Raw genomic sequence first — 15,159 nt, forward strand, 5'->3', positions numbered from 1 at the left:
CAAGGTGCGCGTCGCCATGAGCAACGCCTTCGCCATGGGCGGTACGAACGCAGTTCTGGCATTCAGGCAGGTGTAGAAGCCATGCAAGACGCCTCATTTGAGGTCACCTGTCGTATCTAGCTGCTTGCCGGACCACTATGTGAAGCGAGCGCTATTGGCTGCCTCTGCGATGCGGGAATTGGCAGCGGACGTCTCACGATCAAACAGGCATCTGCTTGTAGAATTCTTTTAATCGTGAAGCGGCGCGAGTGCGCTATCCGTTGAGGTGAGCAAGGCCGGCGCCCTGGGTGAGCGCTGGTGTCGGGTGGTGGAAAGTACAGGGGGAGCTGTGTGGCCCCCTCTTTCTCGGCCTCGACGATGTGCGAAGGAGCCTGTGCGGCGAACGGGCCGACGCCCCAGGCTCAGAACCTGGGCGAACCTAACTCCCGCCAAAGGACAGCCCAGAGCTGGATACACGAAAGAGATACTGAACCCGCGAATCAGATTCTGATCAATCGTCGTGTCTGAGCTCCGCTCGGCTCTTACGGAGATAATCGCGCGGCCCGGCAACGGCCGCGCGTGCCGCGGGCGTGAGCTTTGCGCTTCGTCAGAAGTGCCTCGAGCGTGACGACGATAATTGACCAGCCATATGGAACGCATTCGCCCAGTTATCCAAAGCGTGGATACCTTTCATCTAAACAAAGGATTTTACCGTTTTTGCTGCAGGTCCCATAGAGGCGCTTCAAGTTGGAAAGATAGGTAGTTCCCATGGTTGCGTTGGATCCGAGGAGCATCATCTGGTGTGCGGGGCGCACAAAGTCAGTCGCATCTGCATTACGGCTTGGTCTTTCGGCGGTCTCCACAAGTTACGCCCCGTTGGTGCGATGCCAATTATTTAACCAATGCTTGGACATTTATCTCAACCAGACAGCTCCAAGGTGAGGTCTTCCATGCGCCCGAATGTCGATTGGAAGTTGTGCTGGGAAAATGAGCTGCAACTGGCCGACCATGTCGAACTCTCCGACTTTTTTCGAAAGACCTATGGACGGACTGGCGCCTTCAACGCGGAGCCATTCGAAGGCGGCCGCAGTTGGGCCGGCGCGAGGCCGGAATTCCGCGCAATCGGCTACGACGCGCATGGGGTAGCGGCTCACATCGGCATGCTGCGGCGCTTCATCAAAGTTGGCGAGGTCGACTTGATCGTCGCTGAATTGGGCCTGTACGCGGTTCGTCCGGATCTTGAAGGGCTCGGAATCGGTTTTTCGATGCGCGTGGCGTACCCAGTGCTCCATCAGTTGGGTGTTCCATTCGCTTTCGGCACGGTTCGGCACGCGCTGCGAAACCATGTCGAAAGATTCTGCAGAGCCGGCCTCGCGAACATTGTGTCGGGCGTTCGCGTACGATCGACCCGTCCAGATGTGCATCCCGACCTGCCGCCCACGCGCCTGGAAGACGTACTCGTGTTGGTTTCGCCGATCGGACGCTCGATGGACGAGTGGCCGTCCGGTACCCTGATCGACCGGAACGGTCCGGAACTATGAAGCCTCTGGACTACATATGCGAAGGGCAGAGTGACAATGCCGATGGCACTGCAGAGCGCAGCGTCTATCTGACGTTTGACGATGGTCCCAATTCATTTTTCACACCGCAGATACTCAATGTGCTGGCGCAACATCAGGTGACGGCGACCTTCTTCGTTGTTGGGGCCTACGCGGCCGACGAGCCGGAACTCGTTCGCCGAATTATTACAGACGGGCACGGTATAGCCAACCACACGATGACTCATCCGGACCTGGCCAAATGCGGGTCCGTCGAAGTCGACTGCCAGATAGTTGAGGCAAACAGAGTCATAGGGATGGCTTGCCCGCAGGCCATGGTTCGGTACTTTCGTGCACCGTATGGCATCTGGACCGAAGAAGTAATCGCTGCATCAGCGGGTGCGGCATTGGCGCCCGTCCATTGGTCCATTGATCCACGCGACTGGTCTCGCCCCGGCGTTGACGCCATCGTCGACAGAGTGCTCGCCGATATCCGGCCGGGCGCAATCGTGCTGTTGCACGACGGGTGCGCTCCCGACGAATTGCAACCAGGCAATCAAGCCAGTCTGCGCGACCAGACGGTGACAGCGTTGTCACGCCTAATTCCAGAATTGCACGGCCGCGGATTTGTAATCCGATCACTTCCTCAACACCCCTGAACAAACAGAGATCCTATGGACCTTCTCACCACAGCCAGTACTGTTGCCGTTTCGTCTTATGCGGTGCTCTCGACTGTTTACAGAGGCATGCAAGCGGTCTACTCCCAACCGGAAAATGTTACGCCGCCGTCGGAAAGCTTGTTCGGATCCGACCGTTGGCCGAGCGTGGATGTCATTATCCCCTGCTACAATGAGGACCCGCGCACACTCGCGGCGTGTTTAGCTTCCATTGCAAATCAAGATTACGCCGGAACATTTCAGGTCTATCTGGTTGACGACGGTTCTGGAAATCGTAATGCCGTCATCCCGGTACATCACGCCTACGAGGGCGACCCGAGATTCAATTTCATTCTGCTCCGCGAGAATGTTGGCAAACGCAAGGCGCAGATCGCCGCCATCCGCCGCTCATCTGGAGATTTCGTGCTCAGCGTCGACTCTGACACGACACTTGCGTCCGACGTCATCACAAAGCTTGCAGTAAAAATGCGGGATTCCATGGTCGGAGCGGCCATGGGCCAGCTGACGGCATACAACCGCAGCGACACTTGGTTGACCCGATTGATCGATATGGAATACTGGCTGGCTTGCAATGAGGAGCGCGCGGCGCAAGGTCGCTTTGGTGCGGTCATGTGCTGCTGCGGCCCATGTGCAATGTACCGCCGGTCTTGTCTCCTTTCTCTGCTGGATCAATACGAGACGCAGCTGTTCAGGGGGAAACCAAGCGACTTCGGTGAAGACCGTCATCTTACGATCCTCATGCTGAAAGCAGGCTTTCGAACCGAGTACGTTCCAGGTGCCGTCGCGGCGACAGTCGTTCCGGACAAGATGGGACCTTATTTGCGCCAACAACTCCGCTGGGCACGAAGCACCTTCCGGGACACGATGCTTGCGCGAGGTCTACTGCGTGGCCTGGATCGCTATCTAACTTTGGATGTGATGGGAGAGAATCTCGGCCCATTGTTGCTCGGCATCGCGGTAGTAACGGCGCTCGGTGAGCTACTATTTTCACATACAGTAAATTGGTGGACGGTGCTGGCTATTGTCACGATGACCATAATCAGATCTACGGTGTTATCTTTCCGCACTCGGCAGCTTCGATTCATCGGCTATTCAATGCACGCGTTAATCAGGATATTCCTGTTGATCCCCTTGAAGGCTTACGCCCTGTGTACATTGAGCAATAGCGATTGGCTGTCGCGTAAAAGTGTTCCCCTGCCCAACAGGAGCACAAAGGAAATCACAAGCGCGATGCCGCTTGCCGGAGCAAATGCTGCGGGCAATTCTGGAATTGCGGAGTCACTTCATACTGCAGATCTTTCGCTCACAGCTGGTGAAGTCTGACGGCCTTGCAGCGCCGAGTGACCGAGTAAGTTGTGTCAGTCGACACGGGGTGAAGCTTTCGAGTTACCTATGGTCAGAACGGGAACTATCTGGAAGCGACACGTGGCATCTTGACGTTATTCTTTGGCGGAAGCGATACACGCGTCGCTCCGGCCGCGACTTTCCAAAGGTGCCATCTCAAGGCGGTGGCCTGCTCTGAACCAGAATTCGCAAGTAAGCTGCCGGTGGCCAATCGGACTCATTCCGCTTGAGATAGACGCATGTCCAATGTAGCAATCGACCTTACCGGCGTAACCAAATTATTCGGAAACAAGCTCGTTGTGGACGGGCTGTCCTTCACCGTTGCATCGGGAGAGTGCTTCGGTCTGCTGGGGCCGAACGGCGCAGGCAAGAGCACGATTGCGCGTATGCTCCTCGGTATGACCCGGCCTGACGCGGGTGATATAACAGTCCTCGGTCTACCAGTGCCGGCACGCAGCCGCTTGGCCCGCAAGGGCATAGGCGTGGTCCCGCAGTTCGACAATCTCGACCTGGAATTTACGGTACGCGAGAACCTGTTGGTGTTCGGGCGCTACTTCGGCATGAGTACAAGAGAGATCAACGCCGTCATCCCACGGCTCCTCGAGTTCGCTCGCCTTGAGAGCAAGGCGGATTCACGTGTCGGCCTGCTATCCGGCGGGATGAAGCGGCGCCTGACGCTGGCACGTGCTCTGATCAACGACCCCCAGTTGCTTGTGATGGATGAGCCCACGACCGGCCTCGACCCGCATGCCCGCCATCTGATCTGGGAGCGACTTCGTTTCCTGCTGGCGAGCGGAAAAACGATCATTTTGACCACCCATTTCATGGAAGAGGCTGAGCGGCTTTGTGATCGGCTGTGTGTTCTCGAGCGGGGACGCAAGATCGCCGAGGGCAGTCCTCATGCGCTGATCGACGAGTACATTGGGTGCAACGTGATCGAGATCTTCGGCGGCAATCCACAGGAGCTGATTTCGCTGATCAGACCGTACGTTCAGCGTGTCGAGGTAAGCGGCGAGACGCTCTTTTGCTATGCGCCTGAGCCGGAGGATGTGCGCATCCAGCTTCGCGGTCGAGCGGGTCTGCGTATTCTAGAGCGTCCACCCAGTCTGGAGGACGTTTTCTTGAGGTTAACCGGACGTGAGATGGAGAAGTGAGCAATGGGTGAACGTTTTGCGGCCGCTCTACCCGCCAACGCCTGGAACTGGATCGCGGTGTGGCGCCGCAATCATCTGGCATGGAAGAAGGTGGCATTTGCTTCAATGCTCGGCACCCTTGCTGATCCGATGATTTACCTTTTCGGGCTCGGCACTGGCCTTGGACTGTTGGTAGGCCGCATCGAAGGTGCATCCTACATCGCCTTTCTGGCAGCCGGCATGGTTGCGACGAGCGCGATGACAGCATCAACCTTCGAAACAATTTACGCGGTTTTCGGTCGAATGCGCGATCAGGGCACTTGGGAAGCAATCCTGCACACACAACTTACCCTCGGCGACATCGTTCTCGGTGAATTGACCTGGGCAGCCACAAAGGCCTTTCTGGCCGGTACGACAATTGCGATTGTTGCCGCCGCGCTAGGTTATGCCGCGTGGACGTCGGTTCTCTACGTGCTGCCGGTCATCGCTCTCACCGGGTTCGCCTTTGCGAGCCTGGCCATGCTCGTCATCGCGCTCGCGCCCAGTTATCACTATTTTATTTTCTATCAGACGCTTGTCATCACACCCATGCTGTTCCTTTCGGGCGCGGTTTTTCCAGTCGGCCAATTGCCAGGAGTGTTTCAGCAGATTGCGGCCTTCTCGCCGCTGGCGAATTCTATCGATCTAATCCGTCCGGTGATGCTCGGCCGCCTGGGCGACAATGTAGGGCTGCATATAGGCGCACTTTGCATGTTCGCTGTATTGCCTTTTTTTCTGTCGGCTGGACTGTTTCATCGACGACTAATGCGTTGACGCTTACCTACGCCCATCAACGAGAAGGAGGTCCGCAATGCCGGATTGCAAACTGCCCCCAGCGGCCCGGAGGCATGCGTGTGCCAGGAATCGCGAGTGGTACAACAACGCCGAAGCCGGGCGCCACCCAGCCGCTGCAGGCACGCGCCCATCTTCGCGACCACACCTCGGAGTACAGGCTGGGTGGTGAGGCGCGCGGACCCACCCGGAGCGTTCAAGCGATAGCAGCCAAGCTTCTTGTGCGCGTCCCCAGACCGTCGCGGCCATTATTTAGTTGGATACACATGCAATGACCCACAACGAACCAACTCCTGAGCCTTTTGTGATCCTTGCTATGCCAAGGACCGGAACACACTATTTAGAAGAATTGCTAAACGAGCATCCGACCGTTCTGAGTAACGGTGAGTTGCTAAACGAATATGATCCCAATTGGCCCAGCACGGATCGCCTGCTAGGCACGGATCGCGAGCTTCTTGAGCTTGCCTATGTGCGCTGCCCTATGCGCGACTACAAGAATGTGACGCATCTTGGCTGCAAGATCAATGAACCTCAGTTTCGCGAGCGTCCAGCATTCTTTGCGGAATTAGCTCGTTGGCCAGCACTCAAGGTCATCCTCGTTGTTCGCCGAAACGTATTGGAATCGCTCCGATCCTTTGTGCAGGCCAGGGAAAGCGGTCAGTGGCTGAAGTTCAGCTCGGACAACGATACCGCTCGGCCACCGAGCGTCAGGTTGTCAATCGCCGACTGTGAGGCTTATTTCAAAGCCGCCGACGATTTTCACGCTCGCGTTATGGACTCCTTCACGTCGACCAACCTGCTTGTAATGGAATACGAGAGCCTACTTCACGAACCTGCCCAATGCTTGGGAGCGGTTTGGGATTTCCTGGGCGTTCCAGCGCTTGAGCCATCAGATAACGCCATCTTGCAGCGCCAGGAAACGCGACCGCTTGATCAAACGGTGGAGAACTTTGACGAGTTGCGGATTCACTTCGCACGCGGACCTTATTCAAGATTTTTTGACCTCGGAGATTCAATGCGCTCCTACGCTTAATCGCTTGTACCGCGTGCTCTGATGGGCGTGTAGGATATCCTGCAGTTTGCGCGCATTCCGTTCCAAAACTGACAAACCAAAGTCACCAAGGCAACCGGCAGTCGATCTGCGGCGAACATCAAAGGGCACGGGCGCAAGGCGACCTGGTCAATTCCCTCTCTGATGAAGCACTTCCTCAGACGCGATCTTTGGCGAGCCTCGAGTGCAGAATTCCGGCAAGGTGGAGGGTTCCAGTGCGCAACTGCACCAATCTCGCTGGACGGGACAGGCGTCCAGTTGGCACGGCGCTTGCTCCGAGATGACAGCAGCGCTCGACCGGAGCGCAGCATGGGAGAAGGAGGAGCCCCCACCCCGATCCGGTCAGGGAGAGAGAAACGATGTTGGTTCCAAGAGTCCCCCGCGCGATCGCAGCGCCCCGCAAGCGCCATTTTGCCCGGACCTACGTGCAGGTACTTGCCGCCATGGTCCTTGGAGCCGCAATTGGCTACCTCTATCCGGAAACCGGCCAAAGCCTGAAGCCGCTCGGCGATGCCTTCATCAAAGTCATCAAGATGATTATCGCACCTGTCATCTTCCTGACAATTGCGACCGGCATTGCCGGCATGAGCGATCTGCAGAAGGTCGGCCGAGTTGCCGCCAAGGCGATGGTTTATTTCCTTACCTTCTCGACGCTTGCACTCGTTGTCGGGCTGATTGTCGCGAATATCGTTCAGCCTGGCGCCGGCCTCAACATCGATCCGGCCTCGCTCGATGTCGAAGCCGTTAAGGGCTATGTGGCCACGGCTCACGAGCAGTCCGTGACCAGCTTCCTGATGAACATCATCCCGTCAACGATTGCCAGTGCCTTCGCGGAAGGCGACATCCTGCAAGTCTTGTTCTTCTCGGTCTTGTTCGGCATTGCTCTGGCGATGACCGGAGAGACGAGCAGGCCGGTCGTTACCTTTCTCCAGGCGCTCACCGCCCCCATTTTTAAGCTCGTCGGCATTCTGATGAAGGCTGCACCCATCGGCGCCTTCGGCGCTATGGCCTTTACGATCGGCAAATACGGAATCGGTTCGGTGGCCAACCTCGCGATACTGGTCGCGACGTTCTATCTGACCGCCTTCCTCTTCGTGTTCGGGGTTCTCGGCGTGGTCTGCCGCTGCAACGGCTTCTCGATCTTTTCTCTTGTCCGCTACATCAAGGACGAGCTGCTGCTTGTCCTGGCAACGTCCTCCTCGGAGGCCGCGCTGCCCTCGCTCATGGAGAAGATGGAGAAGGCCGGCGCCGCGCGTTCGGTCGTAAGTCTCGTCATCCCTACTGGATACTCATTCAATCTGGACGGCACCAATATCTACATGACGATCGCCGCCCTCTTCATCGCGCAGGCGACGAACACAGATTTGTCAATTGCCGATCAGATCCTCCTGCTGCTAATTGCGATGCTTTCCTCGAAGGGTGCGGCAGGCGTCACCGGCGCCGGCTTCATCACATTGGCCGCTACTCTGTCTGTCGTGCCGAGTGTTCCCGTTGCCGGAATGGCTCTAATTCTTGGCGTGGACCGCTTCATGTCGGAATGCCGCGCGCTGACGAATTTAGTCGGTAATGCGGTGGCATCGCTCGTTGTCGCTCGCTGGGAAGGCGAATTGGACCAGTCCCGGATGGAAGCCGCTTTCCGCGGTTAGGGTTACATCAAACGGGCTCCCCGCAAGCAAGCAATAGCGCGACGTGTAAGTCACGGCCTTCACAGCAGTCGAATTGCCGGCCTCCAAAGAGCGCTGGAAATAGTGTACTAACGCGGAGAGTAATACAACACCATGAAGCCCCTAAGCAAACGAACGGTTCACGGAAACTCATCTGGGTCCGCATGGAGCGCTGTTCGTCGAATGCGTTATCAACCGTGGGGTGTGGTAACTATTTCAGCTTGCCGCCCCAAGCCGTCGCGGGATCGCACCGGATGACGGAGGACCGGCCGATCAGAATCGCTAGGGGAAAGCGCGTCACAATTGCCGATCTCGCCCGCGAAGCCGGAGTCAGCGTAGCAACAGTCGATCGGGTTCTGAACGTCCGCCTTCCGGTGCGAGAGGAGACCGCCCAGCGGGTCCATGCGGCCGCGCACGCGATCGGCTATCATGCTGCCGGTCTCATCAAACAGCGCTTGCAGCAGCACCTGCCGCACTACAAGCTGGGCTTCATCTTGAGAAAACCTGCCCACGATTTTTACCAAGATTTCGCTCGCAATATTGAAGAGTCGGTCAGTATGGCTAAATCCTTCCACGGCCTTCCGATCATCGAGTTCGCGCAGTCACATTTGCCGCGTGACCTGCTCCCGCTTCTTAAGGACCTTGGAAGCCGCTGCCAGGCGATCGCCATGGTGGCGGCCGATCACCCGAAAATCACAGCATCAGTCGAGGAGCTCAAGGCGAAAGGTATCCCGGTATTTTCGCTGTTATCCGACTTCGCCGATGGCGTGCGCGAGGGCTACATCGGCCTCAACAACAGCAAGGTCGGACGGACTGCCGCTTGGGTGTTTTCCAAGGCCGCAAAACGGCCCGGCAAGGTGGCGGTGTTTGTCGGAAGCCATCGCTTCCAGGCGCATGCGACGCGGGAAACGGCCTTTCGTGCCTATTTTCGTGAGAACGCGCCCAAATTCGAGGTGCTTGATCCGCTCGTGAACCTTGATGAACGGCAGCTCACTTACGAAAAATTGCTGGATCTTATGCAGCGGGAACCAGAGCTCGTCGGCTTCTATATGGCCGGCGGGGGTATAGAGGGAGCAATTTCCGCGCTCCGAGAAGAGGGGAGCGGTCAGGATCTCGTCGCGATCGTGAGTGAAATGACGCCGCAGTCACGTGGGGCGCTTGCGGATGACATCTTGACGATGGCGGTCGGCACGCCAATGCGCCGACTTTGCCAGGAGCTGATAATGGCAATGGAGCGGGCCATCAAAGCCGGCGTCGCGGAGAGCCCGGGGCAGACATTTCTGCCGTTCGACATTTATCTTCCGGAAAATATTTGACCTTGATGGATTTCTATCATGAGCGCCCATTTTCCTTTCACCGATGAAAGGAAAGCTCGATTGACTCGGCCGTCTCTGTCCGATCTGTGAACCGGCGTGGTTCCGTCTTGAAAGAAGCCGGATGCCGAAATGGCAGCCGCGCTTCATGGAAGGAAAGTCAAGCAATGCGCCAGGTATCGCCCCGCTTTGCACTCGATCACATGGCGGCGCCCCGCCTTGACGTCAGTGCGCTTTTCGCGCTTGCCCGTGACCAAGGCCTGACCGACGTCCAAATCCGTTACCCTCATTTCAGCAATCCTGTCGCACGCGGCATTCCGGCTGCGGACGTTCGGTTTGCCGCTACCGAAGCGGGCGTCACGATCATCTCTGTCAACGCCTTGCAGCGGTTCAACGACTGGACTCCAACGCGTCAGGCCGAGGCAAGCAACCTCGCCGATTATGCGACGGCGTGCGGGGCAGAGACGCTCGTGTTGGTGCCGGCCAACCGCAGCTCGTGGCCCACCAATAGCGAGCGCCAGGACAATCTTCGTTTCGCTCTAAACGAGATCAAGCCAATCCTCCAGTCGCGGGGTCTGATCGGTCTCATCGAGCCGCTGGGTTTCCGAACCTGCTCGCTTCGATCAAAGAAGGAAGCGGCCGAGGCCGTTGCCGCGGTTGATGGCCAGTCCGTCTTTCGCCTCGTGCACGACACGTTCCACCACACCCTGGCCGGGGAGACATGCCTGTTCTGCGAGCTTACCGGCCTGGTGCACATTTCAAGCGTAAACGACCCGACCTTCTGGATTTACCCCGATCGCTTTCTTGCAGGTTCCGACAATGGCAGCCAGATTCAGGCGCTGCTGGATGGCGGCTACGCGGGACCTTTCTCGTTCGAGCTGATCGAGGAAGTCCATTCTCTGGACGATCTCGCAGGCGCACTTGCCGCCAGCATCGACTTTATCCGGCGAGGGCTATTGTCGTCAAAGTAGATGGTGACAGGTGTAGTGACTATAGGTGCGCCTGAATTTTCCGAGGGTTCACAGCGGGGCAGCCATCCGAGATGCCTCCTGTATCATTATCTCCCGCATCCAGATGCTTGCCGGATCGCTATTGTGGAGGGCCGGCCATTGGAGGGTCTCGGTGAATGTGGGAAATGGCAGCGGAAGTTCGATAACCCGCAGGGGGAACGTTTTTTCGAAATGCCTGACCAGCCGTAAGGGCATGGTCGCTATACGAGCTGTGCCGGACACCATAGGTGGAATCATGCTGAAGCCCTGCACGGCGACCTCGACACGTCTCTTAAGGCCATGCTCAAGCAAAAACCATTCCTCGATAGACGGCTTCATCGTACGCCCGAACCTGACCGCGACGTGCCTCATCGACATGTATCTCTCGAATGTAAGCTGCTGTGGCAGCTGCTTGTTTGTGGGACAGCCTACGCACACGAGCTTCTCGTCAAACAGCGCAATGCTTGAATGCACACTCGACGTGAACATATCCGGTAGAATTAGAAAATCGACGTCACCGCGCCGGAGAAGCTCATCGGGGCTATCGTCGACAGGCAGCAGTTCGAAGCTGACGGCGGGGGCTTCCCGTGAAATACGCTCCACAAGCTTTTCGAAAAACACGAGCGTGACGAAATCGGAAAGAATGATCCTGAAGAGGCGATCGGCTCGAGCTGGGTCAAACGGATCCGAAGAAATAATCGAGCACTGGATGTGCTGGAGAGCGTCGCGAACTGCGGGGGCAAATGCTGCCGCACGCGGGGTTAGAAATCGTTCGCGACCTCTTATCGTAAACAGTTCATCGCGGAAATAATCGCGCAGTCGGGCGACGGCCGCACTCATGGCGGGCTGACTCAGGTTGATCCTGCGTGCCGCCGCCGAGAGATTACGCTCCGTCAGGAGTGCGTCGAGCACAACGAGGAGATTTAGATCAAGTCCTTTGAAACGCATGTCATCAGCCATCCATGGGATGGATGCCTTTAACCGAAACAAACGACTTTAACAATTTAGCATTCTTGCAATCTTTTGTCGCAAAAAGTTTATGATGGATGACGTTAAGGTCCGACATATGAGCCGCGTGATCTGCCGAAGCGAGCAATCGTTCGTACTGTGCAGGTCAGAGATTGGCAGTTTGAAACGCCGGGCCGATGGCGCCGGGCTATCAACCAGCGTCTTCGGCGGCCCCGACCTAGCTGGGCGTGGAATCTAATAGGGTGCACCTTTCCAGTCCGAGGCGACTGATGGGCGGTTTGATCCTAAGCTGCCGTGAGGCCTGTGCCAATTGTATCGGCGAGCCAATGCAGCAGTCCGGCAGCGTTTTTGAGAGCTGTTGTAGGCTCGGCCTAAGCCCATTGGCGCAAGCCTATCTGAACGAAGCGCTTGGCCTTGCCGCTATCCGGTATGTGATCTGTGGTGTCTTCTCGTCCTGCTGTTCTTGTTTTGGAACGCCCTTATGGTGAGCCCATCCGGGACGTGGGGCACCGGGAGCACAAAGGTGCAGGCAGGCCGTCAATAGACCGTGGGCTGAGAGCCCGAGCTCGTTACATGGCCGCCCCTGGCGACTTTCCCGGATGCGCTGCGAGCGCGGATCAGTAGATGTCGTGTTGCCCGCCAGCTCCCGTCTTTGACCGAGCCAAGAAGGAGGAACGGGCATGCTTATCATCGGACTGGATATTCACCGCGCCTTCGCCGAAGCAGTGGCATGGGAGGAGGGCAGGCTCAGGCGACTCGGCCGCGTCGACATGCGGCGCGATCTGCTGGCGGCGTTCGCCGCGAAGCTGTCGCCGAACGATGTCGGGGTGATCGAGGCCACCGGCAGCGCGACGTCCGCTGCAGCTGTGATTGCGCCGCATGTGAAGAAGGTGGGGATCGCCAAGCCGAAACAGGTGTTTATCGTTGCCTATGCCAAGATCAAAACGACGATCGACGCCGACGTTCTTGCGCAGCTCTATGCCAGCGGCTTCTTGCCAGAAGTCTGGATTGCGGACGAGCCGACGCAGGCTCTGCGTCGACAGGTGACACGGCGCAATCAGATTGTCCGACAGAGATCTCGATTGAAGAGCGTCATCCAGTCGATCCTTCATAGCCACCTGATCCGTCCTGCCCGCATGCCGACCTGTGCGGCGCCAAGGGTCGGACCTGGTAATCGAGCAGGTCGTACCGCAGGACGAGCGCCTCGCGATCGATGGGCATCTGCGCGAGTTCGACCGATTGGGCGAAGACCTCCAGGTCATCGAACGCGATCTTGTCCGCTCGGCTCTCGAGGATGAAGGCGTGAAGCGGCTGATGACCATTCCCGGCGTCGACATCACCGTCGCGCTGGCGATGAAGGGCGGCGATCGGCGACGTGTCGCGCTTCGACGATCCGCAGAAGCTCGTGACCTATCTCGGGTTGAACCCAAGCGTCCAGCAGTCCGGCCAGGTCCGGCCTACCATGGGCGGATCACCAAGCAGGGCCGTGGTCATGCGCGCGGCATGCTCGTCGAGGCGGCCTGGGCGGCCGCTCGTGCTCCCGGACCGTTGCGAGCCTTCTCCCTGCGGCGTGCGAGCCCGGCGCGGACAGCATGTCGCGGCCGTGGCAACCGCACGCAAACTCTCTGTCGTGATCTGTCATCTGTTGAGAAGGGCGAGAGTTACGCGTAGGCTCGACCCTCCCTGCATGCCAAGAAGCTTGCGCGATGTGGAACTCAAGGCCGGGAGCAAGGCTGTGCGCGGCCAAAAGGGAGCGCACGCCTACAACATAAAGAGCCACCGGGAAGAAGAGCGCCGCTGGGTGGAGCAGGCCGAGGGCGCCTATGCACGCCTCGTCGCCGGTTGGAACCCACGAGGTCCGAAGAGGGTAGGCACGGATGCCGCAAACCGGGCGCCCAGCTTGGCATAAGGGCTACGTGGCCTCAGGAAGCGTCGTCGCCAATGCAGACCATGGACGAATTCCCAGCCGATGCCGAGATGCCGGTCGACCGTGCCTGTCGCCGTCCGGTGATGCGATGCCCCCGAGCGGATGAGTTCGCCCCGGATGCTCCCGGTCACGACGCACGGGTTCGGGTTCCAAGGCGCTCAGTTTTGTTCGCGCCCAATCGGTGTAGGACGCGGCAGAAAATACGAGCGTGACGAAATCGGGAAGAATGATCCTGAAGCGGCGATTCGGTAGAGCCGGGTCAAACTATCCGACGAAATAAACGAGCACTGGATGGGCGGGAGAGCGTCGCGAACTGGAGGGCAAGAGCTCCCGGACGCAGCGTTAAGTTTGAATACCTCCGCGGACATGGTCGCGAGCTTATCGCGCAAATAATCGAGCAGCCGAGCGCCGGCCGCACTCATGACCGGCTGGGCTCGGTTAATCCTGCATGCCGCGCCCATGAGGTTGCGCTCTGTCGGGAGTGCGTCGAGCACAACGACGAGATGTAGTTCACGATCTTTGAAACGCGTGGTCAACTATCCAAAGTGTGGATGCCTTTCATCGAAACAAACGATTTCATCAATGTTCTGGAATCCTGCATGGGCAGAAGCACCTGACGCACACCGATGCCCCCACTGCCTCATGGCGTGGCGAGCGTCTTAAGAAACCGCCCGAAAGGAGATTTTTCATGCGCTCTACCGGGCAGTGGAGTGCTGGGAAAGGGAGTTGCAACTGACCGGGTCCGACTTCTTCCGAGCCTATGGACAGACTGGGAGACGCGCACGGTGTAGCGGCTCACATCGTCATACTGCACCTACGCCACACACCGGCCGGACCTGATCCGGCTTTATGAGCATTGGGCTTTGTCAGTTGCCCAAGCGTGATGGCTTTCGCGACGCGGCGCGCCTCAGGAACTGAGCCGCGTCCAGGTCGAAACGCGGGAAAGAAAGACAGGAAACAGAATGGCCGATCAATTCGCAACGGACGTCATTGCCCTGATCAAGAAACGCGCCGAGTCGGAGAGCGGTGAGGGAATGCCTGCGTCATTCGTCGGCGAGATAACAATCGCCACGGAACTGGACGCGCTCGGGTTTGATTCGCTGGGTTTGGCGGACGTCCTCTGGGATGTGGAGCAGGCCTACGGCATCAAGATCGACATGAACACGGCCGATGCCTGGTCCAATCTCAAGAATGTCGGCGACGTCGTGGAAGCCGTCCGCGGCTTGCTTGCGAAGGAGGCTTGAATGGACAGGCGCGTCGTTATCACCGGAGTGGGCGGCCTGTGCGGACTGGGCACCGACGCCGCCTCTATGTGGAAAGAGATGCGCGAAGGCCGCTCCGCCATCGGCCCGATCGCCAATTCCGAGCTTCATGACCTGGAGGGCATGACCGGCGCTGAGATCAAGGCGCTGCCCCAGCACGACATCAACCGGGGGCATCTCATCTCCATGGACCGCTTCAGCTTGCTCGCCGTGCTTGCAGCGCGCGAAGCCATGCGGCAGGCCGGACTTTCCTGGGACGAGGGGAATGCCCATCGCTTCGGCGCGACAGTGGGCGTCGGATTTACCGGTTCATACGCAACAGAACAAACTTACCGCTCACTGCTTTTGGGTAGCGCAATCCGTGCTGAACTCTTCACTGGAGTAAAGGTGATGCCCAGCGCCGCTTCCGTCCATCTTAGCTTGAGCCTCGGCTTGCGCGGGCCGGTCTTCGGGGTGACCTCCGCATGTGCCTCGGCCAACCA

At 58.2% G+C, this 15,159-nt stretch carries 13 protein-coding genes and 1 pseudogene; 13 read left to right on the top strand and 1 reads right to left on the bottom strand.

Annotated features, from left to right (window positions below; all coding sequences use genetic code 11):
- The first annotated feature begins 929 nt into the window (after window positions 1-929).
- The 9 genes from EN749_RS15755 to EN749_RS15795 all read left to right on the top strand — a co-directional run bounded on the left by EN749_RS15755 (window position 930) and on the right by EN749_RS15795 (window position 10,501).
- On the top strand, window positions 930-1,520 hold the full coding sequence (locus tag EN749_RS15755) for a NodA family N-acyltransferase (protein ID WP_024505875.1): 591 nt from the start codon (window positions 930-932) through the stop codon (window positions 1,518-1,520).
- Complete coding sequence (nodB, locus tag EN749_RS15760; RefSeq protein ID WP_126057632.1) at window positions 1,517-2,176, top strand: chitooligosaccharide deacetylase NodB; 660 nt, start codon at window positions 1,517-1,519, stop codon at window positions 2,174-2,176. The genes EN749_RS15755 and nodB overlap by 4 nt, the downstream gene beginning before the upstream one ends.
- Before the next feature lie 15 nt (window positions 2,177-2,191).
- On the top strand, window positions 2,192-3,517 hold the full coding sequence (gene nodC, locus EN749_RS15765; RefSeq protein WP_032899868.1) for a chitooligosaccharide synthase NodC: 1,326 nt from the start codon (window positions 2,192-2,194) through the stop codon (window positions 3,515-3,517).
- A 260-nt stretch (window positions 3,518-3,777) separates the two neighbouring features.
- The gene (gene nodI / locus EN749_RS15770; RefSeq protein ID WP_024505873.1) at window positions 3,778-4,692 is read left to right on the top strand and encodes a nodulation factor ABC transporter ATP-binding protein NodI; all 915 of its coding nucleotides are present in this window, start codon (window positions 3,778-3,780) and stop codon (window positions 4,690-4,692) included.
- Between the two features lie 3 nt (window positions 4,693-4,695).
- Window positions 4,696-5,484 carry an ABC transporter permease gene (locus tag EN749_RS15775; protein ID WP_029356621.1) on the top strand — a complete coding sequence of 263 codons (789 nt, stop codon included), beginning with the start codon at window positions 4,696-4,698 and terminating at the stop codon, window positions 5,482-5,484.
- 289 nt (window positions 5,485-5,773) lie between these two features.
- Complete coding sequence (locus EN749_RS15780; RefSeq protein WP_024505871.1) at window positions 5,774-6,535, top strand: sulfotransferase; 762 nt, start codon at window positions 5,774-5,776, stop codon at window positions 6,533-6,535.
- A 377-nt stretch (window positions 6,536-6,912) separates the two neighbouring features.
- Window positions 6,913-8,199, top strand: coding sequence for a dicarboxylate/amino acid:cation symporter (locus EN749_RS15785; protein WP_126063813.1), 1,287 nt, complete (start codon window positions 6,913-6,915; stop codon window positions 8,197-8,199).
- A gap of 272 nt (window positions 8,200-8,471) precedes the next feature.
- A complete protein-coding gene (locus tag EN749_RS15790) occupies window positions 8,472-9,533 on the top strand; it encodes a LacI family DNA-binding transcriptional regulator (protein WP_024505889.1) in 1,062 nt (353 codons plus the stop codon).
- Between the two features lie 164 nt (window positions 9,534-9,697).
- Window positions 9,698-10,501 carry a TIM barrel protein gene (locus EN749_RS15795; protein ID WP_024505888.1) on the top strand — a complete coding sequence of 268 codons (804 nt, stop codon included), beginning with the start codon at window positions 9,698-9,700 and terminating at the stop codon, window positions 10,499-10,501.
- Between the two features lie 48 nt (window positions 10,502-10,549).
- Here the strand turns inward: EN749_RS15795 and EN749_RS15800 are convergent, their stop codons facing one another.
- Window positions 10,550-11,467, bottom strand: a complete 918-nt coding sequence (locus EN749_RS15800; RefSeq protein WP_024505887.1) for a LysR family transcriptional regulator — start codon at window positions 11,465-11,467, stop codon at window positions 10,550-10,552.
- A 701-nt stretch (window positions 11,468-12,168) separates the two neighbouring features.
- Between EN749_RS15800 and EN749_RS39575 the strand changes: the two are divergent.
- From EN749_RS39575 to EN749_RS15815, 4 genes and pseudogenes are all read left to right on the top strand, one after another.
- A pseudogene (locus EN749_RS39575) lies at window positions 12,169-12,543 on the top strand (IS110 family transposase); the annotation flags it as partial.
- Window positions 12,544-12,634: 91 nt separating this feature from the next.
- A complete protein-coding gene (locus EN749_RS39580; protein ID WP_245265439.1) occupies window positions 12,635-13,159 on the top strand; it encodes a transposase in 525 nt (174 codons plus the stop codon).
- 1,218 nt (window positions 13,160-14,377) lie between these two features.
- Window positions 14,378-14,659: an acyl carrier protein gene (locus EN749_RS15810; RefSeq protein WP_029356603.1), complete on the top strand. Its 282-nt coding sequence runs from the start codon at window positions 14,378-14,380 to the stop codon at window positions 14,657-14,659.
- On the top strand, window positions 14,660-15,159 hold a 500-nt coding region (locus EN749_RS15815; RefSeq protein WP_281061892.1), incomplete at its 3' end, for a beta-ketoacyl synthase N-terminal-like domain-containing protein. It lies immediately after the preceding gene.

The organism is Mesorhizobium sp. M7A.F.Ca.ET.027.02.1.1 (assembly GCF_004022985.1).
Classification (GTDB): Bacteria; Pseudomonadota; Alphaproteobacteria; order Rhizobiales; family Rhizobiaceae; genus Mesorhizobium.

What these genes read in the sequence shown, in the direction of transcription:
- EN749_RS15755 (WP_024505875.1), top strand. Translation starts at nt 930, where the DNA reads ATGCGCCCGAATGTCGATTGGAAGTTGTGCTGGGAAAATGAGCTGCAA.
- nodB (WP_126057632.1), top strand. Translation starts at nt 1,517, where the DNA reads ATGAAGCCTCTGGACTACATATGCGAAGGGCAGAGTGACAATGCCGAT.
- nodC (WP_032899868.1), top strand. Translation starts at nt 2,192, where the DNA reads ATGGACCTTCTCACCACAGCCAGTACTGTTGCCGTTTCGTCTTATGCG.
- nodI (WP_024505873.1), top strand. Translation starts at nt 3,778, where the DNA reads ATGTCCAATGTAGCAATCGACCTTACCGGCGTAACCAAATTATTCGGA.
- EN749_RS15775 (WP_029356621.1), top strand. Translation starts at nt 4,696, where the DNA reads ATGGGTGAACGTTTTGCGGCCGCTCTACCCGCCAACGCCTGGAACTGG.
- EN749_RS15780 (WP_024505871.1), top strand. Translation starts at nt 5,774, where the DNA reads ATGACCCACAACGAACCAACTCCTGAGCCTTTTGTGATCCTTGCTATG.
- EN749_RS15785 (WP_126063813.1), top strand. Translation starts at nt 6,913, where the DNA reads ATGTTGGTTCCAAGAGTCCCCCGCGCGATCGCAGCGCCCCGCAAGCGC.
- EN749_RS15790 (WP_024505889.1), top strand. Translation starts at nt 8,472, where the DNA reads ATGACGGAGGACCGGCCGATCAGAATCGCTAGGGGAAAGCGCGTCACA.
- EN749_RS15795 (WP_024505888.1), top strand. Translation starts at nt 9,698, where the DNA reads ATGCGCCAGGTATCGCCCCGCTTTGCACTCGATCACATGGCGGCGCCC.
- EN749_RS15800 (WP_024505887.1), bottom strand. Translation starts at nt 11,467, where the DNA reads ATGCGTTTCAAAGGACTTGATCTAAATCTCCTCGTTGTGCTCGACGCA.
- EN749_RS15810 (WP_029356603.1), top strand. Translation starts at nt 14,378, where the DNA reads ATGGCCGATCAATTCGCAACGGACGTCATTGCCCTGATCAAGAAACGC.